The following is a 22,330-nucleotide window of genomic DNA, read 5'->3' on the forward strand; positions in this document are numbered from 1 at the left end:
GAAGCCAATGAAAGTCGTATTGCTTTTATTCGGCAGCCAGTGGATAGGTTCTGTAAATACTGAAGAAATCGAGCCAATCCTAGTGTCCGTTAGAACTCGAAACAAATGATGTACCTTGGGCGGGATGGGTTGTCTCGGCTGATCACTTGGAGAGGTGTTAAGCCTCGCGGAGATTGATAGAAGAGAGGAGTTCGCTGAACAGGAATTCTGAAGAGGTAAAATATACGCAGAGGTTTCTTAACTTGTATTGACATATTTCACCCCAACTTATAGTTCCCTACTGTTCCTTAGAGAACGCACTTATCGAGGATTTTTTAAAATGCAAGACGCCCAGCCGAAGACTATTTATCTCAAGGATTATCAAGTACCAGATTACCTGGTGGATAACACCGATCTGCACTTCGAACTGGAGCCCAAAGCAACCCTGGTGAAATCACAGCTTAAAATTCGTAGAAACCCTGAAGCTGGTAAAGACCTGCCGCCTTTGTTATTGGATGGCATTGATTTAGAGTTGTTGTCTGTTGCCATTGATGGCTCCATTCTCTCCCAACCCACTTATCAAGTAACACCCCAGGGGTTATCTATTTCAGTAGAAAAACCTGAATTTTTACTTGAGATCCACAACCGAATTAACCCGGAGGATAATACTTCCTTGGAAGGTCTGTATCTATCCAACGACATGTATTGCACACAGTGTGAGGCGGAAGGGTTTCGAAAGATCACTTTTTATCCGGATCGGCCGGATGTGATGTCAAAATTCACCACTACCATAGTGTCACCAAAAGACCATCCCGTATTACTTTCTAATGGTAATCAGATTGATAGTGGCTATTGCGAAGATGGGCGTCACTTCGCTACCTGGGAGGATCCTTTCGTTAAACCGGCTTACCTATTTGCTTTGGTAGCTGGCGATCTGCAGCATGTTGAAGATACCTTTACTACAGGCAGTGGTCGTGAAGTCAAGCTACAGATTTTTACTGAGCCAAAAAATATTGGTAAATGCGATCATGCTATGCGATCCCTGAAAAAAGCCATGCGTTGGGATGAAGAGATGTATGGCAGAGAGTATGACCTGGATATTTTTATGGTAGTGGCGGTAGACCATTTCAATATGGGAGCCATGGAAAATAAAGGGTTAAATATATTCAACTCAGCTTGCGTGCTAGCGAGCCCGGAGACTGCAACTGATTCAGCTTTCCAAAGAATAGAATCTATCGTCGGGCATGAATATTTTCACAACTGGTCTGGAAATAGGGTTACATGCCGAGATTGGTTTCAACTCAGTTTAAAAGAAGGTTTTACCGTATTTCGTGATGCTGAGTTTTCTGCTGATATGAATTCCCGGGCAGTAAAGCGTATTGAGGATGTTTCTCTACTGCGCACCAATCAGTTTGCAGAAGACGCTGGCCCTATGGCCCATCCGGTAAGGCCAGATTCTTATATGGAAATATCAAACTTCTATACTTTGACGGTATATGAAAAAGGCGCTGAAGTCGTTCGTATGTTACATACGCTGCTGGGGCCGGAGGGATTTCGCAAGGGAAGCGACCTTTATTTTGAGCGCCATGATGGATGTGCAGTAACCTGTGATGATTTTATAGTGGCGATGGAAGATGCCAATCAGATAAACCTTACACAGTTTCGTCATTGGTACAGTCAGGCTGGAACACCAGTCTTAGATGTCACAGATGACTTTGATCAGGCCAAGGGTGTTTATAGTCTTAAAATCTCCCAATCTTGCCCATCAACAACTGACCAGAAGGATAAGCTACCTCTTCATATACCAGTAAAAATTGGATTATTGGACCAAAGTGGTAATGACTGTGTCCTGAATTCCAAAGGAAATACTGAAGAAGTACTTGAAATCACTAAATCAGATCAAGTATTTGAATTTAGTGGTTTTCAAGAAAAACCACTGCCTTCACTATTACGTGATTTTTCAGCACCGGTCAGGGTTCGTTATCCTTACACCGAAAAGCAATTAATTTTCCTAATGCGCCACGATTCCGATACTTTTAATCGCTGGGATGCTTCGCAGCGGCTAGCTTTCTTAGCACTATCTAAGCTCCAGAAAGACTACCGGAATGGAAGGGCATTGCAGTTACAGCCAGAACTGGTTGAGGCTTATCGAGATGTGCTAAGTAACACCGCACTTGACCCTGCTTTGGTGGCTGAAATATTAAGATTGCCAAGTGAGCAGTCCATAGCCGAGATGAGTGACTTAATTGATGCTGAAGCTATAGTGGTGGCTCGAGAGTTTGCGTATAAATCACTGGCTGAAGCATTATTTCCTGAGCTTTGGGCGAAATACTCTGAATTGAATGCTCAGAAGCCTTACGATCCTAATGCAAAGGATATCGCTGAACGTAGTTTGAAAAATACTTGTTTAACTTATCTTGCGGCCACTGAAAAATTTGAAGCCTTAGAACTTGTACAAAAGCAGTTTGAGGCTGCTGAAAATATGACGGATAGTGCCGCTTCACTCAGCGCATTGATCAACTACGGAGATATGCAAAAATCTGATTCTGCTATCCAAGATTTTTATCAACACTGGAAAGGTGATACACAGGTTGTGGAGCTTTGGTTAGGTTTACAGAGTAGTAGTGCTCGTAATGGCACTTTGAATAAAATCAAAGATCTTATGGGCCATCCTGCCTTTGAGGTTAGAAACCCGAATAAAGTTCGGGCGGTAATCGGTGGTTTTGCTAATAGAAACTTCAAACAGTTCCATAAGGAAGATGGCAGTGGGTTTCGCTTTGTTGCCGAGCAGGTAATTTTACTCGATAAGTTAAACCCTCAAATAGCTGCCCGACTTGTTGTGCCGATTACCCGATGGAAAAAATATAGTAAAAACCTCTCTGAAAAAATGAAAGCTGCACTTCAACATGTGCTTGATGCAGGAGAGTTGTCACCAGATGTTTTTGAGGTGGTGAGTAAAAGTCTTAAATAAGTTTATTTATTGGAATTTTTGTATGTGGGGCGCTAAAGCGCCCCAATTTCGCTTTGATCTAGAGTGGATGCAAGATTTTCTTTGATGGTTATGAGATCTTAGTGGTGCGCTCGCTGCCAAGTTGAACTAGATCAAGGCTTCCTTTGGTGAGCCTTAGCTCGGTGATGGATGTGTAATCAGGCCGAAATTGCTGGACTTTCGAATCTTCTAATATGTGTGCAACTACAGAATTGATCACCATGAAATGACAAAAGACCATGGTGTCTTCGTGAACTCCTAAAAGGTAATCTATGATACCCTCACGCCATTCTTTTTGCTGTTTATTGCTTGGATCCCAATTCTGAGTTAATAAGGAGCGTAGCCAAGGCAGTCGTTGCTGTAATGAGATCCCTTTGGGAGTAGGGATTTCACTAACTCTGCTTTCTAGGGTAATAACTTGCCCCCATCTTTCAGCTACTGGCTGTGCAGTTTGTTGTGCGCGCAATTTTGGACTGCTAACCAACTTCAGGCATGTATCGCCAGGTAAGTTTTGAGCTAGAAGGGAGGCCTGTCTCTGCCCCAAAGTAGTGAGGGTCGGGTCTGCGATGGAGGGGCCTTTTGCTGCTTCTCCATGACGGACAAGTAGAATTTTTATCATATTGTTACTAGGTTACAGATACTTGTTTAAAACTTCATCAGGAATATCTTGCCACAGGCGAAGGAGTTCAGTGGTGTTAAATTTTCTGTTATCAGGGTTGTGTCCAAATCTTTTGCTATTTATACCAGAATAAACGGGCCAATCCACACCTGGATTACCCTTCTCGGCAAAGCTTAACCATGCCTCCTGAATAGAAGCGCTAAGTATGTGTGCCTTGGTTTCACCTCCATAAAGTGTTTGAAGTGAATCCTCACCATGAGTTCCAAAAACATAGCCGAGCTCCACTGCATGGCAAGCTCCCAGTAAAGGTTGAGCGATAAGCGGTTGGGTAAAGTGATAGTGGTAACAGTCTCCTTGATGTACACCTAGATGCCTCATTCCTGGAAGAGTAAATACCATATCTGTAAGCATGAGATTCCAGGTCTTACTCCACTTAGGCCAGAGGTTATCTTTTGTAGTTGATGCCTGCTGGTAATAGTAATCTATGATTGGTTTTAAGCTGCTCTCGGGTATTAACCACTCTAAGTGGTTACAAATTTTCTGGTAGGTTAGGGAGTATATTTCTGGGTTGGGGGCACTAAATAAATTCCATTCATCTAAATTACTCCCTAAAAGAAGGGGGATGTTTTTTGAGGTGGCTAACTCGTTAGCCTCATTATCCTTTATGAGTATGTGGTCAATGACCGGTTTAAAGGGAAGTTGACCCCATTGTTTAGTCATTTGAGGATCATGTAGTATTTCATTCTGAGCTTGTAGAAGATCTTTTACAAGGTAGTTTCGAAGTGATTTTTTGCCGCAGTTTTTTCTTAGGTGGGAGATAAAAGCTTCGGCCATATGATTGGCTCGATCAATAGAGTGGAGGGCTTTAGGGTGGCCACTTTGTACAATCGCTCGAGAGTAAAGGCCTTGACATTCACGTATATTTAAAAGGGAGGCAATGCTCATGGCGCCAGCAGATTCACCAAAAATTGTAATGTTTTCGGGATCGCCACCAAATGCCGAGATGTTTTTCTTTACCCATTTGAGGGCAGCAATTTGATCCTGAAGCCCCTCGTTGCCTGTAGATGAAATATTGCTGATATCTGTCAGCCTTAAAAAACCAAAAGAGCCAAGCCGATAGTTGATGGTAACCACAATCGCCCTACCGCTGGAGGCGAGGTAGCTGCCATTGTAAACAGGTTGGCAACCAGATCCCATATAGAAAGAGCCTCCATGAATCCAGAACATGACAGGAAGCTTTTGGTTGTTCTCAATAGGCGGGGAAAATATATTGAGATATAAGCACTCCTCACTTTCTGGGAGAGCTCCATCTTGTCCACGCACTTCTATCAAGGCGGAAGGGTTTTGTGCGGCTGGCGTACCAAACTCTTCCGCATGATATGGGGCTGTCCAGGGGGGTAGTTCTTCTGGAGCGCTCCAGCGCAGCTCTCCCACTGGAGGTCTTGCATAAGGTATCCCGAGAAATCTATAGACGCCTGATTTTGTATCTCTGGTGCCGATAATTGGACCGGCATTTGTTTCAACAACTGGCGTTAGATTTTTATTTAAGTGCTTTCCAATGCCTGGGTCCGTTGTCATGACTGCCGTCCATTATATCAAAAAATCAATTAACTCTTTACGCTTGCGATTAAACCCTAGAGGTCTTTTGTAAGGTTGTGTCTGGGATTTTTAATCCAAAGAAATATATATGAAATAATTGGCACGCTTATACCTTTACTGAGTATGTAAGGTAATAATAAATTTAGTCGTGGGTAGATCCTTGATGCGGTAATAACTGTCTTTTAGTCAAATCATTGTGGGTTTAATGAGGTTTTTGTATTTCCTGAAGTTTTATTGTGTGATTAAAGTTTGAAGCAGTATTGTCGTTGGTAGTGCTAATTGTCATGCTTCATTTGTGGGTGGTGACAGGCTGAGCTTCTATTCATGTAACGGTAACAATGCAAAATTTGAATTGTGTTCTTATTGGCTGGATGCAGTGGTCTTTATGATCTGCTATCGGTTGGAGTGATGTTAATCTCTATTTTAAGCTCGAAGCTCTCAATGTTTGATCTATCTTTGGAGAGAATGGGCGGATCAAATTTACTGTAAATATTTAAGGTTGTTGAGTCTAGAGGTGATAAGTTAATCTGCCCTTATATCATTCATTATCAGTTGGGGTAGGTTAATACTCGCTATTATAGGGTTGTATGATGAATTTGAATGTTATTCATTGGTGTTGCAGCTGATTGGAAATTGTTGGTATATCTAACTCTCAGTAAACTATAGGTACTTTGATACCGATGAGCCTAATTGTTATCGAAGGAGTTCCTGGGTTTTAAGATGTGGAGAACATTATGTTGTCAATATGGTTGGCTTTCTCAGTTTGAGGTGGATTATCTATACAGGCTGGTTTTTGGAGTGTCTGATCTAATATAAAATCACGATAGGCGATAAGCCCTGAAAGATATTGTTCAACCTCATCCGCTCGAAGTCTAAAGGCCTTGTGACGAATAAAAAAGCTGCCTGTTATTTTCTCCGGGTTTTTGAAGAACATTGCAGATTCTGGCCAAAAGTATCCGTTTAGTAAGTGGTCGGCTCTTTTGGCTAGTACGTGATAGAAATGTTCTAGGTCGACCTGGTCGAGAAGCTCTTGGAATAATCCTTGGGAATGCAGGTGGGAAATCATCTTCTCTGCAGACATCATTAGTTCAAGTAGGGCGGGAAAAGTAGTCTTGCAGTTTTCAACAAAACCCAGATGGTTAGCAAAGTTGCGGATGCCAAGCTGATAATATTTTTCCTTGGGGCGGTATTTGGTGAGTTCATTCAGGCAATAGCTCAGCCTGTGATCATGAGTGCGCCATTGCTCAGTAGCTATAAAGTATTCAAGGGCTTTTTCTACCATTGTGAGCCAGCGGGGGTTTTTGTCCCAGCTATATAAACGTATCAATCCGAGGGCTGCCTCACTGTCGTATTGGATGGATAAACGTTGTTTTTTGATATTAAGTGAAGGGTAGTCGAGGACATGACAAAACTGACCACTGGCTTGGTTTTGCATAAATTCGATGCCTTTAGCCAGCTGTTCCATTAGGTCTGCATAGGCTCTTACTCCCATAGCCTCGGAATATTTAACGAGAGCCAACAGACTTAGTGCATTGCCTCCTAACTTGATTTCACTATTGGATTCCACCAAGAAGGCAGCGGTCTCTCCTGTTTTTAACTGTATCGTTTGGATTAAATCACTAGTGAGAACGTTTAATGCTCGTTCTATTACCGCTTGTAAGGCGGGATCCTTACTGACTTCCCAGGCCTCTATCATGGCATGGGCACAGCTGGCGTGGCGTAGGTTGTTGTGGCCTTCTATCTCAAGATCAAAACATGGGTACCAACCAGAATGAAAATGTCCACTGGACGTAAGCTGGCGCCCTAGGTAGCTGCTGGCATTTTCGATTAATTGGGTGATCAGTTTTGCATTGAGGTTATTGATAATCCTTCGTCCAGTATTCGGACCGGCCCCAGATAGATATACTGGCTCTTTGTGGCTTTCGCAGAAAAGCCCTTCTGTAGATAAAAGAACCACATTTCTTTCGTCGGCAAAATCTAGTTCGACTTGATCTCCAAATCTACGCTGGCAATAGGATCTGAAGTTTCTTTTGTTGAGGGCCGCATGATCTATACAGTTGCCCTCATAGAGCATGGCATTACCATTTAGTTCCTGCTCCAGAAAAGCGATCTTACAGTCTTGATCCAACGCTAAGCCGTAGCGGAAATAACCGGGTTTGGTGTCAGAAAGAATTTCATGGAGGTTGGCAAGGGTGGTAGAGCTTCTTCTGGTAACCCAGTCGATCCTCAGCCAGCAGGGGTTCATCTTAGCTTGCCAAACAGCCTGGTGGATGTCGGCGGTGAGGGTTTGCCAGGCGCTGGAAAAGTCTGCGGCGTTAGTATGCCTCACTTCGGCGCGTTGTTTACTGTCGCTAATGGAAAAAAAAAGAGTGTAAGGTGGGGCTACCTTACTCAAGGCCCGCTCCACCAGTGGGCGTGCCCGCATAAGCATGCTGGATAGGGACATATGCTATTGCTCTCTGTGGATCACGATGTGGGCAGGTTTTCCATTTTGCTTATTTTGATAATCATCGGAGGACTTTTCTGCTGGAGTATAGACTTGTGTACAGATCCTGCAGGAGAGAAAGTGATGCTCCCATGGGAAATTGCTTTCAATAAAATTTATTATGAATATTGGGTTTCCAAAATGAATCCACTTGGATAGTATTGGGATACCGCGCTAGAGAATGAAAGGCACGCAAAGTGTCGAAGGTTTTCACGATTAACCCTTAGGCAATTTCGAGGGTTAATATCCAGGTTGAATGATTTTGCAGGTTATACGCTTGCCAATCCCTAAAACCCGAAAGGCCATCCTTTCGGGTTTTTTTGTCAAAACTATTGGCCGCCTAATTGATTGTCGGTTCTCGCGGTTGATTACCCTGTCGACCTTTGATGTGGCACATGGGCGTTAAGTCTATGTGACGGGCTGTCCTCCCTGGCATTTAACGAGAGATTGCCTCTTTGGCGCGGGGTTCAAAAAGTCTCTATGGACTATTTGAGAACAAGGAAGAAATTGATGTGGAGTATTAGGCAATGCGTTGGAATTGGTGGCAGAACCTTAGGGGTTTTCCTCCTCTGGTCTGGATAATATTAATAGGCAGTTTTTTTAGCCGTGGCACTTACTTTATGGTTTGGCCCTTCCTGGCCATTCTTCTTTTCAATAAATTTGCGTTGGGTGCAGCGGAAATAGGCTTGATTCTCAGTGCTTCAGCAATTGGTGCGGCGCTATTGGGGTTTTATGTAGGGGCCTTGTCGGACCGCTATGGACGTCGGAATATCCTGCTATTAGGTTCGCTAATCAATCTATGTTCTTTTGCCCTATTGGCAGTGACTGAAACATTACCGGGATTTATTCTGGCAATGACGCTGTGTTCAATTGGTCGCGCTGTTTGGGAGCCGCCCGCTAGTGCATTGATTGGCGACTTAATTGATAACCAGGCGAGTCGTGAGCTAGCTCTGCAGCTGCGTTACTTCCTTATCAATGCGGGAGCGGCATTAGGGCCCATTGTTGGTGTCTGGGCGGGGCTGAGTGCGCAGCAGTCCACCTTTGGCTTAACTTCTCTCAGTTATTTGCTTTTGGCGCTGGCGTTTATTTGGGGATTTGCAAAAACAGAGAAGGGACAGCTCGTAAAGAGCAATGGTGATGGTTCTGTCGATTTAGGCAGTACCCTGGCGATATTGCGCAGGGACCAGGTGTTTATGGTGGTGATTGTTGCCAATATCCTCACGATGTTTATCTATGCCCATATGGATTCCAGCCTGGTGCAGTACCTGACACGGGCAGAGGCACCGAGATTGGTTGAGCTGATCTCCAGCATGATTTTTGTGAACGCAATGACCATCGTATTGTTGCAGTTTCCGCTCATGCAGTTGATGCGCAAACTGGATATTAATGGTCGAATAATGATTGGACTGGTGATTTTGGCTGTGGCTCAAATGTGGTTTGCCTTAAATCCGGTGCATTGGTTTTGGGGCTGGATGGGGGCGACCTTTGTCCTCAGTTTGGCTGAAGCGATTCTCTTTCCAACCATGAGTGTACAGATAGACCGTCTGGCACCTGAGCATTTGCGCGGTACCTATTTTGGGGCTTCCTCCTTTTATGCCCTTGGTTGGGCCCTGGCTCCTTTGGCTGGAGGGGTGGTTTTAGAATGGTGGGGTGGACCGACACTTTATTGGATGTTGCTGATGCTCTGTGGTGTCGTATTCGCCCTTTATCGCACAACAGCTTACCTTTCCCGCCCACAGTGGCCGGAGCAGAAAGAGCCGATAATCTCTTCAGGTGAAAGTGCCAAAATCACTGGATAGTTAAAAAGAGGTTTTTCAGATATAGAAATAGATGGTGTCTGTGAGGCATAAAAAACGGGAAATCCAGCAGTAAGCATGGAGTTTCCCGTTCTGATGTGCCTGAGAAAATCCCCGACAAGAATATTGCCGGGGAATTTTTTAGATCTCTGCGGCGAGGCGTGAGCCCTGGTCAATGGCGCGCTTGGCGTCGAGTTCTGCGGCTTCGTCGGCACCACCGATTAGGTGGGTCTTTACTCCGCGCTCCTGCAGTGCTTCATAGAGTTTGCGAGCAGGTTCCTGGCCGGCGCAGACAATAATGTTATCCACTTCCAACAGCCGCTCTTCTTCGCCAACGCGGACATGCAGACCCTTATCGTCAATTTTGTCGTAAAGGGCACCGGCAATCATCTCTACATTGCGGTGTTGCAGGCTACCACGGTGAATCCAGCCAGTGGTTTTACCCAGGCCTGCACCCACTTTGGTGGTTTTACGTTGTAGCAGGTAAACCTGGCGGGGAGTGCTTACCGCTTCGCGGGGTTTCAGGCCAGAGCGTTGTTCCAGCTCGATATCCACACCCCATTCACTAAAGAACTCTTCTTTATCGCTGGCAACCACTTCCTCTTCGGTGGAGTGGGGGCCGTCGTGAGTCAGGTATTCCGCCACGTCGAAACCGATACCGCCCGCGCCGATAATGGCCACTTTTTCGCCAACTGGTTTCTTGTGCTTCAGTACGTCCAGATAACCCAACACCTTGTCGCTCTCAATACCGGGGATCGGTGGAGTGCGCGGCTCGATACCGGTGGCGATAATCACTTCGTCAAAAGACTGCAGGTCTTCTGCGGTAGCGATAGTGTTGAGTTTGACCTCAACGCCAGTCACTTCCAGGCGGCGTTTGAAGTAGCGCAAGGTTTCCTGGAACTCTGCCTTGCCGGGGATCTGCTTGGCGATATTGAACTGGCCACCGACTTTGTCGCCGCCTTCAAACAGGGTTACCTGGTGTCCGCGCTCGGCGGCAACCGTGGAGGCAGCCAAACCAGCGGGGCCGGCACCGATAACAGCAACTTTTTTCACGTTTTCGGTAGGCAGGTAGTTCAACTCAGTCTCATGACAAGCGCGTGGGTTGACCAGGCAGGAGGTGAGCTTCAGCTGGAAGGTGTGATCCAGGCAGGCCTGGTTACAGCCAATACAGGTATTGATTTCATCGGCGCGGCCCTCTGCGGCCTTGTTGACGAAATCGGAATCTGCCAGGAATGGACGCGCCATGGAGATCATATCGGCTTGCCCGGAGGCCAGCACTTCTTCGGCCACTTCCGGCACATTGATGCGGTTACTGGCAACTACTGGGATAGTCAGGTGCTGTTTCACCTTGGCGGTAATATCGGTAAATGCGGCGCGGGGTACATTGGTGGCGATAGTGGGAACGCGCGCTTCGTGCCAGCCGATACCGGTATTGATAATCGTGGCGCCGGCTTTTTCGATAGCCTGGCCCAGGGCAACCACTTCGTCGAAGTCACTGCCGTCTTCCACCAGGTCCAGCATGGACAGACGGTAGATAATAATGAAGTCTTCGCCAACAGCCTCGCGCACACGGCGAACGACTTCGATCGGCAGGCGGATACGATTCTCGAAGCTGCCGCCCCACTCATCGGTACGCTTGTTGGTGCGCTTTACGATGAACTGGTTAATAAAGTAACCCTCGGAGCCCATGATCTCTACGCCGTCGTAGCCGGCTTCGCGGGCCAGGGTGGCGCAGCGTACATAATCATCGATCTGGCCTTCGATTTCCTCACTGGTCAGCTCGCGCGGAGTGAAAGGGTTGATCGGAGCCTGGATGGGGGAGGGAGCAATCAGGTTTTCGTTGTAAGCGTAGCGGCCGGTGTGCAGGATCTGCATACAGATTTTGCCGCCTTCGGCATGAACGGCCTCGGTCACTTCCCGGTGCTGTTGCGCCTCTTCTGGGGTGTTCATTTTAGAGGCACCCTTAAATACGCCACTCTCTTCGTTGGGCGCGATACCCCCCGTTACAATCAGGCCAACGCCACCGCGGGCGCGCTCAGCGTAGAATGCCGCCAAACGGGTAAAGCCACCGGGGTGTTCTTCCAGGTTGGTGTGCATGGAGCCCATCAGCACCCGGTTTTTCAGGGTGGTGAAGCCCAGGTCCAGGGGGGCAAGCATATTAGGGTAGGCTTGGGACATGGCAAAATTCTCTTCTTGTAACCTTTGGGGTTCATTTATATATGCAAAAAAGTGCATATCGTTGCCCAGCAGGATAACAAGAGCCTTAGACGCGAAACAGTGACCTTTCCGGTCGAATTCAGTGATCAATTCCTGACGTTTTATTAAGCTATTTGCGTCCCATTCTCATTTGGCGGAAATGCCTGTTTTTAAAGGGGTTTTCGTCTGTTCATTTACACAGCCAAAACTGCCAGAAGCTGCTCTCGCAGCCAGCGATTGGCGGGATCTTCTTGTAGATTTTTATGCCATAACAGGTGCCAGTCCATCAGGGGTATTTGGAACGGCAGTTCAAATAGGCGTGCCGAATACTGACTGGCCAGACTCGCCGGTACGGTTAGAGCCAAATCTGTGCGTAATACGATTAAAGGCGCCACTCGGTAGTGTTGTACACGCAGTTTGATGGTGCGTCGACGCCCCAGTTTATTCAGTGCTATATCCGCCAACCCAGGACCCGTTCGCCTACTGGAAACATGGATATGTTCCAGTTGTAGATACTGTTCCAGTGTCAGGCTCGACTCTCCAGCCAAGGGATGCTCATTGCGCAACATACAGAGATATCGGTCCTGGTGCAGGCGCTGTTGTTGTAGCTGGGGTGCTGTCGCCAGAGGGATATCCAGAGCGAAATCCAATGTATTGGCTGCCAGCTCCTTGGCAAGTTGATCCCTGGGTACATGGAATGACTCTACTGTCACACCCGGTGCTTTTTTTTCCAAGCGCTCCAAAAGGGGCGGTAGCAACAGGGTTTCCGCCATATCGTTCATAGATAGTCGCAATGTCTTACGTGCCATGGCGGGATTGAACTGGCGGTGTTCATTCAGGCTGGTACCCAGTAGGGAAAGGGCCTGCTGCACCCTGGGCATAATGGACTCCGTAAGAGGAGTGGGAGTCATACCGGATGGGCCGCGAATAAATAATGGATCGTCCAGGGTGCGGCGCAGACGTGCCAGGGCATTACTCACCGCCGGCTGGGTAATATGCAACTGCTCAGCCGCACGGGTGAGGTTGCCCGAGTTATAAATGGCATCCAGAACCAGGAACAGGTTCATATCCATTTTTTGCAGCTGCATCTGTGCCTCAATCATAACCAGTGTGAATGATCATATATTCGCATAATAAACTTTGATGATTCAAACGAGAGGACTAGTGTTGGAGTTCCATAAAAAGAGGAACTCGCTGTGGCCGAATCAATTGTGGTGCGCCATGGACAGGCGTCCTTCGGCGCCGATGATTACGACAATCTCTCCGATATTGGCTGGCAGCAATCCCGTTGGCTGGGAGAATACTGGCGGGGCACTGGCCAGAAGTTTGACCGGATTTTCTGCGGCAGCCTGCGCCGTCATCGGCAAACTACCGAGGGTATCTGTGCAGGTCTTGGCATCGATTTAGAGAGCCACTTGACGGTGGTTCCCCAACTGAATGAGTTCGACTTCCTTGAAGTAGCTCGCCTCTACAGTGAGAAAAACCCCGCAGTTACCCCCGGCCCCAACGCACCCCGTGCCGATTTTTACCGTTTTTTGATGCAGGGCATGCTCGCCTGGTCCGCAGGGGAAATCGCGCCGGCAGAGAGTTGGCAGGCATTCGAAAATCGCATTCGTGAAGTTTTGGATTTAATCAGCGATAGCCCCAAAGGCAGTAAAACTCTGGTGGTCAGTTCCGGTGGGGCTATTGCCATGATGGTGCGGCAGGTATTGGGAGGTCCTCCCGAGTCGGTGATCAAGCTCAATATGCAGATACAGAATACCGGCACTACCCGTTTTTTCTCGAGCGCAGGGCAGGGGCTCAGCTTGAATAGTTTTAACCACGTGCCTCATTTGGAGAGAGATGAGCGCCACACTTCCGTGACTTACAGCTGAATTAAACCCTACAGTAAAATTAAAGGTGAAAAGACATGGAGTTTGAATATTCAGAAAAGGTACAGGGCCTGTTGCAGCGGCTCAAAAACTTTATGCAGGAATATGTGTATCCCGCTGAGAGTACCTATATACAGCAGTTGCAGGATGACCCCTGGGGCGAGCCCCCTATTATGGAGGCCTTAAAAGAAAAGGCCCGTGAGGCTGAGCTGTGGAATTTATTCTTACCCGATTCCCGCTATGGTGCCGGCCTTACCAACTTGGAATATGCGCCTTTGGCGGAGGAGATGGGCAAGGTCTTATTTACCTCAGAAATTTTTAATTGCAGCGCCCCGGATACCGGCAATATGGAAGTGCTGGCCCAGTACGGATCGGAAGCGCAGCGGGAAACCTGGTTGAGGCCATTATTGGCGGGCAATATTCGTTCGGCATTCGCCATGACCGAACCCAAGGTGGCCTCCTCCGATGCTACGAATATCGAAACTTCTATCGTGCGCGATGGCGATGAATATGTGATTAATGGTCATAAATTTTATATTAGTGGCCTAATGAATAAGCGCTGTAAGGTCATGATTGTGATGGGCAAGACCGATCCCACTAATCCGGATCGGCATCGCCAGCAATCGCAAATCCTGGTTCCCACAGATACCCCTGGGGTAAAAATAATTCGGCCCATGCAGGTATTTGGCTACGACGATGCTCCGGAAGGTCATGCTGAAGTGATTTTTGAGAATGTTCGGGTGCCTGCGTCTAATCTGATTTTCGGAGAAGGGCGTGGTTTTGAAATTGCCCAGGGGCGTTTGGGGCCGGGCAGAATTCACCATTGTATGCGTTTAATTGGCCAGGCCCAGCGCGCCCTGGAAATGATGGCAGGCCGCGCGGAAAATCGTATTGTATTTGGACGCCCGATGAGCAAGCAGGGCTCAGTGCGGGAGGATATTGCCAGGTCTGCCTGTGAAATTGAGCAGGCACGTTTGCTAACTTTAAAAGCTGCGGCGCAAATGGATCGACTTGGCAATAAAGCGGCCAAAGACCTGATTGCCATGATTAAAATTGTTGCACCGCAAATGGCCTGCAAGGTGATTGACCGCGCTATCCAGATTCACGGTGCGGCAGGGTTGAGCCAGGACTATAGCTTGGCCCACCACTATGCTTACGCGCGGACTATCCGTTTAGCCGATGGACCAGACCAAGTACATATGATGCAGCTGGGACGCAACTTGGCTGCCCGTTATGCCGCAGAGATTGCACAGGGAGAGGAGCATGTCTGAAACCGTAAAGGAGTCACGTAACTCAGTGGAAGCTTTGCCGCTGGAAAAGTTGCAGGAATACCTCAGCGCAAATGTTGAAGGTTTTTCCGGGCCACTGAAAGTCAGTAAATTTTCCGGCGGTCAATCCAATCCCACCTTTAAGCTGGAAACGCCTTCAAATACCTATGTATTGCGTCGGCAACCCCCGGGAAAACTGTTGAAATCTGCGCACGCAATGGATCGTGAGTACCGTGTTATGTCTGCACTGGCAGATACCGATGTACCGGTGCCCAAAGTTTTTCATTTATGTGAAGACCGGGATCTGATCGGCTCCATGTTTTACCTGATGGAATACTGTGAGGGGCGGATTTTCTGGAATGCGGCAATTCCCGAGGTGGATGCTCCTGCGCGCAGTGCTATGTACGATGAAATGAATCGGGTGCTTGCCGCATTACATAGTCTCAACATCGACGCTATGGGGTTATCCGATTACGGCCGCCCGGGAAACTATTTCCAGCGGCAGCTGGAACGCTGGACGGGGCAATACCGGGCTTCCGAGACACAGCCTATTGCGGCGATGGAAGAGTTGATTGAATGGCTTGGCAGCGCGCTCCCGGAAGACGATGGTCGGATAGCTCTAGTACACGGTGATTACCGCCTCGACAATATGATTTTCCACCCTAAAGAACCCAAAGTGATCGCCCTGCTGGATTGGGAGCTTTCTACGTTGGGCCACCCATTTGCCGATCTTGCCTATCAGTGCATGCAAATGCGTATGCCTGCTGGGGGTGACAAGATGTCCGGCCTGTTGGGGCTGGATATTGCCTCGCTGGGTATCCCCTCTGAACAGGCCTATGTGGCCAAGTATTGTGAGCGTATGGGGATTGAAAGCATTGATCACTGGCCTTTTTATTTAGCGTTTAGTTTTTTCCGTTTAGCGGCGATAGTCCAGGGCGTGGCCAAACGCGCACAGGATGGCAACGCCTCTAATCGCAATGCGGCGAGTCTCGGCGCTCTGGTAGCGCCACTGGCACAAACGGCAATGAGCATTGCCAGTGAGGCGAGTTAGTTAGAAGGTCATCTCGATACAATTTATTTCGTTTTTTATTGTGTTTTGGAAAAATGATAAGGATAAAAAATGGCAAAGAATCTTTTTGATCTCACTGGAAAAATTGCTCTGGTAACCGGTGCTAGCCGGGGTATTGGTGAGGCAATTGCAAAACTTTTGGCAGAGCAGGGCGCCCATGTGCTGGTATCCAGCCGAAAAATTGAAGGCTGTCAGGCTGTTGCCGATGCGATTGTCGATGCCGGCGGTAAAGCGGAAGCGGTGCCCTGTCATATCGGCAATATGGAAGATATCCAGAAAATGTTTTCCGATGTTCGCGAACGCTTTGGGCGACTGGATATTCTGGTAAACAACGCAGCAACCAATCCTTACTTTGGCCATATCCTCGATACCGATCTCGCCGCTTTCGAAAAAACCGTTGAAGTGAATATTCGTGGCTATTTCTTTATGTCTGTGGAAGCGGGCAAGTTGATGCGCGAGCAGGGCGGTGGTGTGATTGTGAATACTGCCTCGGTTAATGCCCTGCAGCCTGGTGTGGGCCAGGGAATCTATTCCATCACCAAGGCGGCAGTAGTCAATATGACCAAAGCCTTTGCCAAGGAGTGTGCCCAGTTCAATATCCGTGTTAATGCCCTATTGCCTGGATTGACCAAAACCAAGTTTGCCGGGGCACTCTTCACCCACGAGGATATTTATAAAACCGCAATCGGCCATATCCCTATGCACCGTCACGCCGAACCGGAAGAGATGGCGGGTACAGTACTCTACTTAGTTTCCGATGCTTCCAGTTACACAACGGGCGAATGCGTAGTGGTGGATGGCGGAATGACTTCCTGTGGGGGAATTTAATATGCAAGATCCAATATTGGATTTCGGCAACCAGGTTGCCCTAATTACCGGCGCCGCCAGTGGTTTTGGCAAGCTGCTGGCTAAAGAGTTGGGATCTCGCGGAGCGCGCTTGGTGCTTGGTGATATTAATGAAGAGGGCCTGATGCAGCTCGCCGATGACCTGGGTCGTGATGGTATAGAGGTGCGGGCTCAACGCTGCGATGTTTCCTCTGAAGCGGATTGTGTCGCTCTGGTGCGATTGGCTGAGTCTGAGTTCGGTGGCCTGAATATGGCGGTTAATAATGCCGGTATCGCTCCGCCAATGATGTCCCTGAAGCAGACTGACGAAGCAATGATGGACCTTCAATACAATGTAAACCTAAAGGGCGTATTTTTCGGCCTCAAGCACCAGCTGCCATTAATGAAAGATCGTGGCGGTGTGATACTCAATGTTTCCTCTATGGCTGGGCTGGGTGGCGCACCCAAAATTGCCTCCTATGCTGCCGCCAAGCATGGGGTTATTGGACTGACCAAAACTGCAGCGATGGAAAACGCCAAGTACGGTATTCGGGTGAATGCCATCTGCCCATTCTATTGCCTGACGCCCATGGTGACCTCTGTGGAAGCCCCTGGGGCCAGCCCGGAAGATATTCAGGCTTTTCTTGCCGAAGGTTGTCCGATGAAGCGTCTTGGTGAGGCGGAAGAAGTGGTAGCAGCTATGTTGATGCTACTCTCCCCGAAGATGACTTATGTTACCGGTCAGGCACTGGCGGTGGATGGCGGTTTATCGGCATATTGAGGATAGGAGTGATTTAAAGCTAAAGAGTTGGTAAATGGCTAAAGTGGCAGACCCCCGCTCCTTTAGTGGATTTTATAGTGGACTTTAGTTCGCTTTTAAAAGTTAGCTTATAATCTCTACTTCTATTTTGGGGGGCAGACATCGGCCGCTGGTGTCACCCCGTACTTTCTCAAGAGTTCTCTATAAGCGCCACTGCTGCAGAGTTTACTGAGGCCAAGATCGAAGGTGTTCCTGTCCTCTTCCTTTTTGAATGCCATTTTGAATTTTGTGGTAGGCATTTTGAAGTTGTGTAGGGATACCGCTTCCAGTGAATGTCCACTTTGTTTTGAGAGGTAGGAAAATATGCTGATATCTATGACAATGATTGCACCTTCCTCCTGCCAGAACTTTTCCACCTGCTCTTGTGAGCTTTGTAGCTCAATATAGTTATGACTAGTTGGTGAACCAGGTGAGAACAGCGCCTGGAACTCGGGGCCGAGATCCCGGTGGGCACCCTGCCAGGTAATGATTGGATGTCCGGCTAAATCACTGACACTGTTTATGGTGATATTGTCTTTTTTCTTGCTAATGGCGTAATTTATAAAGGCAATATAGTCTTTTGAGTAGAATAAATTTTTGCTGGCTTCATGAACATTGGCTTCAGCATCGGCGATACCACGATCAATTGCACCTTGTATTTCTCCCCAACCCATTTGAGCAAACGCTATAGAATACCCTGAGAGGGATTGTGAGATGACCTCAATTTCCAAGCCGCTTTTTGCGTGATCCATAACATAGGGGGGAGCATCCTCAGATATGGCAACTTTCAACTCTTTAGCAGTAGTGCAGGGTGCTGAAAATAATAAAATAACCCATAGAATCAAGGTGTTTAAATGCCTGCTTTCCATATTTGACTCCTTGAGCGAGCATTGCTTTTCCAGGGATCATTGATATTGAATCATTGAGCGTTCATTGGTCATTTTAGGTCGGTAGAGATTGCGCTAGGTGTTCTTGGTTCGATGCCGAAGGTAAAGCAGCTAGTGACTGACGGACAATGTTGAGGTGGGAAACTAAAATACCTGTCTTGAAATAATCCCCGGTAAAATCTATTTGCTGTACCTCTATGTAATTCGATTGTAAGGGACATCCCCAGTAAGGGTTTATTCCCCACCAGCCGTATTGGCCAGCACTTCTCGGGTTTCTCTGGAAGAAGTTATGTGCTTGGCCGATATTGTTGTATCTCAGTTTAAAGGTTTTGTTATCGAAGACACTGTGTGCATCGAAAATGACCAGGTGACTCAGGCTAATTCCCAGGCGTCCGAGAACATTTGCTAATTTAATAGCAGCGGTTCCCCCCCGACTGTAACCTACTAATATCAGAAACTTTCCCTGTGAAGCCCCATGAATAAGATATTGTCTTGCCTGTCTTTTGGCTAAGGGGCTGAACATGGCTCCCCCCATGTGTGAGACCCAGGCGTTGAGCGACTGGTTGTCCCCGGCGTTTGGACCACCGGCACCGTAAAAGCCGGCCACCGCCAATGTATTTTTTGATACCAAGTTTTGTGCGCTGGGGACACTGTTAATAGTCAGGGACATTGCTGTACAACTGCACTACTCAGAAGGGGCGTAACTCTCTAGGATATACAGTTTACTTAGCCGTCCAGTGTTGCTTGTGCACTTTCCGAATACTGCTGCGACTGAAACTGGGCACAACAAACGTTTCAACTCCTCTCGCTAGGGCAGAATACGACAGCGCTTCTGGGCAGCTTTTCGCAGTTCGCGGGGCAAGTCTTGCTCCGCAATATTATTTTGTTGTTGTCGCCATTCCTGGCAGAGAGCAACATAGTTTTCGGCATTGACCTGGCTGCGCAGTGTTTGCCAGGGATCGTCCTGTATTTCGGGTTCTGGGGGAGGGGGTTGCCACTGGGCTATTTCCTGGGTGGCAAGTTGAAACTCACTATTTTGAGTCATTGCGGGAGTCCTGGCACCGAGGTGCTGTGCCGGGTGTGCCAACATCAATAAAGCGGTCACTAGAGCGCAACTCAGCGAGGTACCGGATAGCATCCGGCCTATATCCTTTTTCGGCTGGTAGCCCTTTGCCTGTAGTAAGACTTCAGAATCTAACTGTTGCGGTGAGGTAAAAGCTGACGCCTCTTCGCGGTATTGGTGCTCCCAGTTACTCATGCTTCTACCTCTATCACTCTTTAATGGCCTCCACTTGCCAGGGTTGTGCTTGAGATCCGTAAATCAGGGTTTCAATTTGCTGCCGAGCTAATTGGTAATATTCTCTACATTTTTTCAGTGATATACGCTCTATATCTGCTACTGCAGCCAGGGAGAGCTTGCACTCCATGTGTAGCAACAGCACGTTGCGTTGAAGTTTGGGGAGTTTCTGAATGGCTGCGATAACCTTATTTTCCCCCTCTAATATCTGAGGTTGGGGACTGCTGACTGTTTGCTTCTGCAGGGACTTATTGATTTGAATAAACAGCCAGTTTTTAAATAGCCGACCGTGGAGTTGCGGAGGATTCTCCAGAATGCTTTGCCACAGAGCCTGCAATAATTGTGTGGTGGAATTTGGTGCCATCTGGATGCAGTAACGGTAGAGGGCATCCTTGTGTCGGTTATACAGTGGCTCAAAAGCAGCAAGCCGACGAGTCTCCCGGTAGTGATCGAGCAGCTTCTCATCGGAATAATGTTGGAACACTTTGCGAGACAAAATGTCGTGCCTCCGTACGCAGGTAACCCGCAAGCCAGAGATGGCTTAGGCCTGGGTTTATGCGTCATTGATCATAAAAATTGTAGTCGGTATAAACGTTAAACTTGGCACCTTTGAGAACGAGCGGGATTTCTATTGGTTTTTGAGTAAGCCGAGTTCTCTTGGCCTGCGAAGTATAGATGGCCCAGCTCTTCAGGGGCTTACAGAGGGTAACGGGTAACGCCATATCTTGATAAACGGTCGCTTGGCGTGTTAAGCCTTTCATCTTTATTAAAATGGCGGATAATTTTTTATTATTACAAGTTATTCTTTATTAATAAGGACGTTTTTGAATAACGGTAGGTGTGTGGTTTGTTGGAAAGCGCGACTGATCTGGAAAGTTCAGAATGAATAATTTGTGAAAAGTATCCTGCCTAAGGAATGGCCAAGTTAATGATGTATTGGCAAATCTGGTAGGGGGAGAGGAAGTTGCAATGGGCCGCGTCCGGCGCGTAAGTCCGTGAGTCTTAGCCCCACGCCTAGAAGGCGAATAGGAGTGGAGCGTTTATCCCAGCACTCTTGCAGCAATTGACGAAACTCAGAAATACGCCCTGCACGACTGTTGCGCTCATGGGTACTCTGGGAAAAATCGGCATACTTTACCTTTACGGTGGCGCCATTTACTTCATAACGATCGCCGAGTTTTTCCAGCCGTTCCAGTAGGCGCATATATAAGCTCGTCATTTCTTCTAGCCAGTCATCATATTCACAGAGATTCTTGTTAAAGGTGCGCTCCACACTGACACTCTTGCGGGAGCCATCCCCGCTCACCGGGCGATCGTCGATACCTCGGCTCAGTTCGTAGAGGCGGCGCCCAAACTTGCCAAAGGTTTTACTTAACTCTACCTGGGAATAATGCCGCAGGTCGGCGCAGGTATGGATACCCTGGCGGTGCATTTTCTCTGCCGTGACGCGGCCTACGCCATGAATCTTGTTTACCGGCAAACGCAATACGAATTGATCAACCTCTTCAGGGGTGATCACCGTAAGCCCGTCGGGTTTACGCCAGTCACTGGCGATCTTGGCCAGGAATTTATTGGGGGCAACTCCGGCGGAGATAGTAATACCAAGGGTCTCTCTAACCCTCTGGCGGATTTCCTCGGCCATCAAAGTAGCGCTACCGTGGCAGCGACCGCTATTACTGACATCGAGAAATGCTTCATCCAAGGAAAGTGGCTCAATATCGTCACAGTAATCGAGGAAAATCTCGCGAATCTGGTGGCTGACTTCCCGGTATTTGGCCATGTTACCGGGTACTACAATCAAATCAGGACAGAGTTTCTTGGCCTGAGCGGTGGGCATGGCGGAGCGGACACCATAACTGCGGGCCTCATAGTTGCAGGTGGAGATGACTCCGCGGCGATCACTGCTACCGCCAACAGCGAGCGGGCGCCCACGGAGATTGGGATCGTCTCGCATTTCGACCGAAGCGTAAAAACAATCGCAGTCGCAGTGGATGATCTTTCTCATGCTGTGATTATATACAGTGTTTTGTGACGCCAGGAAGTTATTTCTGCCAGTAGGCAATAGACAGCTGGATAGCAGGAAGGTGAGTGATGAGCAGTATCCCTTTAGTGGAGACCCCTGATTCGGAAGAGGCTTCCAGGGTATTTGCGGAAATACAGGATGAACTGGGTGGAATTCCCAGTCTATTTAGGATTTATGCCCACCATGAGGGGCTGTTATTGGCCAATTGGCAGAAGTTCAAGGCGGTGATGCTGCACGGCTGCCTGTCGGCTCAGTTGAAAGAAGCTATTGGCTTGGCGGTTTCTGCGGATAACCATTGTGACTATGGCATTTATCACCACAGCACCTCCCTGCAAATGCTTGGGGTTACCCCTGATGAGGTGATGCGTATTCGGACCGATCCAAAGCATGTGCACTTTTCCGAGAAGGAGCACGCGTTATTTGATCTGGCCCGCAACGCCAATAAGGCACCAGATGATCACCGGCAACACCTTATTGCGGAGGCACGGAAGCTGGGGGCGGGAGACGACGAGCTACTGGAGGCTTTGGGGGTGATGGAGTTGGTGTTGGGTTTTAACCATTTGGCAGAAGCGTTGAGTCTTGTGCCTACCAGGACTCCGCACCAGAAATAACCCCGGCAAGGTGCCGG

The 22,330-nt window shown here is 48.1% G+C and carries 18 protein-coding genes; 8 read left to right on the forward strand and 10 right to left on the reverse strand.

Annotated features, from left to right (window positions below):
- The first annotated feature begins 319 nt into the window (after positions 1-319).
- The gene (gene pepN / locus ACJJID_RS03230; RefSeq protein ID WP_444921463.1) at positions 320-2,950 is read left to right on the forward strand and encodes an aminopeptidase N; all 2,631 of its coding nucleotides are present in this window, start codon (positions 320-322) and stop codon (positions 2,948-2,950) included.
- Positions 2,951-3,038: 88 nt separating this feature from the next.
- Here pepN and ACJJID_RS03235 read toward each other — a convergent pair whose 3' ends face one another.
- The 3 genes from ACJJID_RS03235 to ACJJID_RS03245 form a co-directional block, all read right to left on the reverse strand.
- The gene (locus ACJJID_RS03235; protein ID WP_444921464.1) at positions 3,039-3,587 is read right to left on the reverse strand and encodes a histidine phosphatase family protein; all 549 of its coding nucleotides are present in this window, start codon (positions 3,585-3,587) and stop codon (positions 3,039-3,041) included.
- 12 nt (positions 3,588-3,599) lie between these two features.
- Complete coding sequence (locus tag ACJJID_RS03240; protein ID WP_444921465.1) at positions 3,600-5,165, reverse strand: carboxylesterase/lipase family protein; 1,566 nt, start codon at positions 5,163-5,165, stop codon at positions 3,600-3,602.
- 736 nt (positions 5,166-5,901) lie between these two features.
- Entirely contained in the window at positions 5,902-7,581 is a 1,680-nt protein-coding gene (locus ACJJID_RS03245; protein ID WP_444921466.1) for a hypothetical protein, read from the reverse strand.
- Positions 7,582-8,198: 617 nt separating this feature from the next.
- Between ACJJID_RS03245 and ACJJID_RS03250 the strand changes: the two genes are divergently transcribed.
- Positions 8,199-9,470, forward strand: coding sequence for an MDR family MFS transporter (locus ACJJID_RS03250; RefSeq protein WP_444921467.1), 1,272 nt, complete (start codon positions 8,199-8,201; stop codon positions 9,468-9,470).
- Positions 9,471-9,608: 138 nt separating this feature from the next.
- Here the strand turns inward: ACJJID_RS03250 and ACJJID_RS03255 are convergent, their stop codons facing one another.
- The gene (locus ACJJID_RS03255; RefSeq protein ID WP_444921468.1) at positions 9,609-11,645 is read right to left on the reverse strand and encodes an oxidoreductase; all 2,037 of its coding nucleotides are present in this window, start codon (positions 11,643-11,645) and stop codon (positions 9,609-9,611) included.
- A gap of 212 nt (positions 11,646-11,857) precedes the next feature.
- The gene (locus tag ACJJID_RS03260; protein WP_444921469.1) at positions 11,858-12,751 is read right to left on the reverse strand and encodes a LysR family transcriptional regulator; all 894 of its coding nucleotides are present in this window, start codon (positions 12,749-12,751) and stop codon (positions 11,858-11,860) included.
- A gap of 108 nt (positions 12,752-12,859) precedes the next feature.
- Here ACJJID_RS03260 and ACJJID_RS03265 point away from each other — a divergent pair, with 108 nt between their 5' ends.
- From ACJJID_RS03265 to ACJJID_RS03285, 5 genes are all read left to right on the forward strand, one after another.
- Positions 12,860-13,537, forward strand: coding sequence for a histidine phosphatase family protein (locus tag ACJJID_RS03265; RefSeq protein WP_444921470.1), 678 nt, complete (start codon positions 12,860-12,862; stop codon positions 13,535-13,537).
- Positions 13,538-13,572: 35 nt separating this feature from the next.
- Positions 13,573-14,805, forward strand: coding sequence for an acyl-CoA dehydrogenase family protein (locus ACJJID_RS03270; protein WP_444921471.1), 1,233 nt, complete (start codon positions 13,573-13,575; stop codon positions 14,803-14,805).
- The gene (locus ACJJID_RS03275; RefSeq protein WP_444921472.1) at positions 14,798-15,853 is read left to right on the forward strand and encodes a phosphotransferase; all 1,056 of its coding nucleotides are present in this window, start codon (positions 14,798-14,800) and stop codon (positions 15,851-15,853) included. Before ACJJID_RS03270 ends, ACJJID_RS03275 begins: the two co-directional genes overlap by 8 nt.
- A gap of 69 nt (positions 15,854-15,922) precedes the next feature.
- A complete protein-coding gene (locus tag ACJJID_RS03280; protein WP_444921473.1) occupies positions 15,923-16,699 on the forward strand; it encodes an SDR family oxidoreductase in 777 nt (258 codons plus the stop codon).
- Between the two features lies 1 nt (position 16,700).
- The gene (locus tag ACJJID_RS03285) at positions 16,701-17,477 is read left to right on the forward strand and encodes an SDR family NAD(P)-dependent oxidoreductase (protein WP_444921474.1); all 777 of its coding nucleotides are present in this window, start codon (positions 16,701-16,703) and stop codon (positions 17,475-17,477) included.
- Positions 17,478-17,599: 122 nt separating this feature from the next.
- Here the strand turns inward: ACJJID_RS03285 and ACJJID_RS03290 are convergent, their stop codons facing one another.
- The 5 genes from ACJJID_RS03290 to dinB all read right to left on the reverse strand — a co-directional run bounded on the left by ACJJID_RS03290 (position 17,600) and on the right by dinB (position 21,684).
- On the reverse strand, positions 17,600-18,364 hold the full coding sequence (locus tag ACJJID_RS03290; RefSeq protein WP_444921475.1) for a substrate-binding periplasmic protein: 765 nt from the start codon (positions 18,362-18,364) through the stop codon (positions 17,600-17,602).
- 73 nt (positions 18,365-18,437) lie between these two features.
- Positions 18,438-19,052, reverse strand: a complete 615-nt coding sequence (locus tag ACJJID_RS03295) for a hypothetical protein (protein WP_444921476.1) — start codon at positions 19,050-19,052, stop codon at positions 18,438-18,440.
- Between the two features lie 138 nt (positions 19,053-19,190).
- Complete coding sequence (locus ACJJID_RS03300) at positions 19,191-19,640, reverse strand: hypothetical protein (protein ID WP_152454373.1); 450 nt, start codon at positions 19,638-19,640, stop codon at positions 19,191-19,193.
- A 13-nt stretch (positions 19,641-19,653) separates the two neighbouring features.
- Positions 19,654-20,175 carry an RNA polymerase sigma factor gene (locus ACJJID_RS03305; protein WP_444921477.1) on the reverse strand — a complete coding sequence of 174 codons (522 nt, stop codon included), beginning with the start codon at positions 20,173-20,175 and terminating at the stop codon, positions 19,654-19,656.
- A gap of 429 nt (positions 20,176-20,604) precedes the next feature.
- The gene (gene dinB, locus ACJJID_RS03310; RefSeq protein WP_444921478.1) at positions 20,605-21,684 is read right to left on the reverse strand and encodes a DNA polymerase IV; all 1,080 of its coding nucleotides are present in this window, start codon (positions 21,682-21,684) and stop codon (positions 20,605-20,607) included.
- 86 nt (positions 21,685-21,770) lie between these two features.
- On the opposite strand from dinB, the gene ACJJID_RS03315 reads away from it, so the two are divergent.
- Positions 21,771-22,313 (forward strand): carboxymuconolactone decarboxylase family protein, encoded by a 543-nt coding sequence (locus ACJJID_RS03315; protein WP_444921479.1) that lies wholly within the window; start codon positions 21,771-21,773, stop codon positions 22,311-22,313.
- The last annotated feature ends 17 nt before the right edge of the window (positions 22,314-22,330 follow it).

This window comes from Microbulbifer sp. CnH-101-G (assembly GCF_052466775.1).

Bases quoted from the DNA above. Each gene is read 5' to 3' on its own strand.
- pepN (WP_444921463.1), top strand. From the start codon at position 320: ATGCAAGACGCCCAGCCGAAGACTATTTATCTCAAGGATTATCAAGTA.
- ACJJID_RS03235 (WP_444921464.1), bottom strand. From the start codon at position 3,587: ATGATAAAAATTCTACTTGTCCGTCATGGAGAAGCAGCAAAAGGCCCC.
- ACJJID_RS03240 (WP_444921465.1), bottom strand. From the start codon at position 5,165: ATGACAACGGACCCAGGCATTGGAAAGCACTTAAATAAAAATCTAACG.
- ACJJID_RS03250 (WP_444921467.1), top strand. From the start codon at position 8,199: ATGCGTTGGAATTGGTGGCAGAACCTTAGGGGTTTTCCTCCTCTGGTC.
- ACJJID_RS03255 (WP_444921468.1), bottom strand. From the start codon at position 11,645: ATGTCCCAAGCCTACCCTAATATGCTTGCCCCCCTGGACCTGGGCTTC.
- ACJJID_RS03260 (WP_444921469.1), bottom strand. From the start codon at position 12,751: ATGCAGCTGCAAAAAATGGATATGAACCTGTTCCTGGTTCTGGATGCC.
- ACJJID_RS03270 (WP_444921471.1), top strand. From the start codon at position 13,573: ATGGAGTTTGAATATTCAGAAAAGGTACAGGGCCTGTTGCAGCGGCTC.
- ACJJID_RS03275 (WP_444921472.1), top strand. From the start codon at position 14,798: ATGTCTGAAACCGTAAAGGAGTCACGTAACTCAGTGGAAGCTTTGCCG.
- ACJJID_RS03280 (WP_444921473.1), top strand. From the start codon at position 15,923: ATGGCAAAGAATCTTTTTGATCTCACTGGAAAAATTGCTCTGGTAACC.
- ACJJID_RS03285 (WP_444921474.1), top strand. From the start codon at position 16,701: ATGCAAGATCCAATATTGGATTTCGGCAACCAGGTTGCCCTAATTACC.
- ACJJID_RS03290 (WP_444921475.1), bottom strand. From the start codon at position 18,364: ATGGAAAGCAGGCATTTAAACACCTTGATTCTATGGGTTATTTTATTA.
- ACJJID_RS03295 (WP_444921476.1), bottom strand. From the start codon at position 19,052: ATGTCCCTGACTATTAACAGTGTCCCCAGCGCACAAAACTTGGTATCA.
- ACJJID_RS03300 (WP_152454373.1), bottom strand. From the start codon at position 19,640: ATGAGTAACTGGGAGCACCAATACCGCGAAGAGGCGTCAGCTTTTACC.
- dinB (WP_444921478.1), bottom strand. From the start codon at position 21,684: ATGAGAAAGATCATCCACTGCGACTGCGATTGTTTTTACGCTTCGGTC.
- ACJJID_RS03315 (WP_444921479.1), top strand. From the start codon at position 21,771: ATGAGCAGTATCCCTTTAGTGGAGACCCCTGATTCGGAAGAGGCTTCC.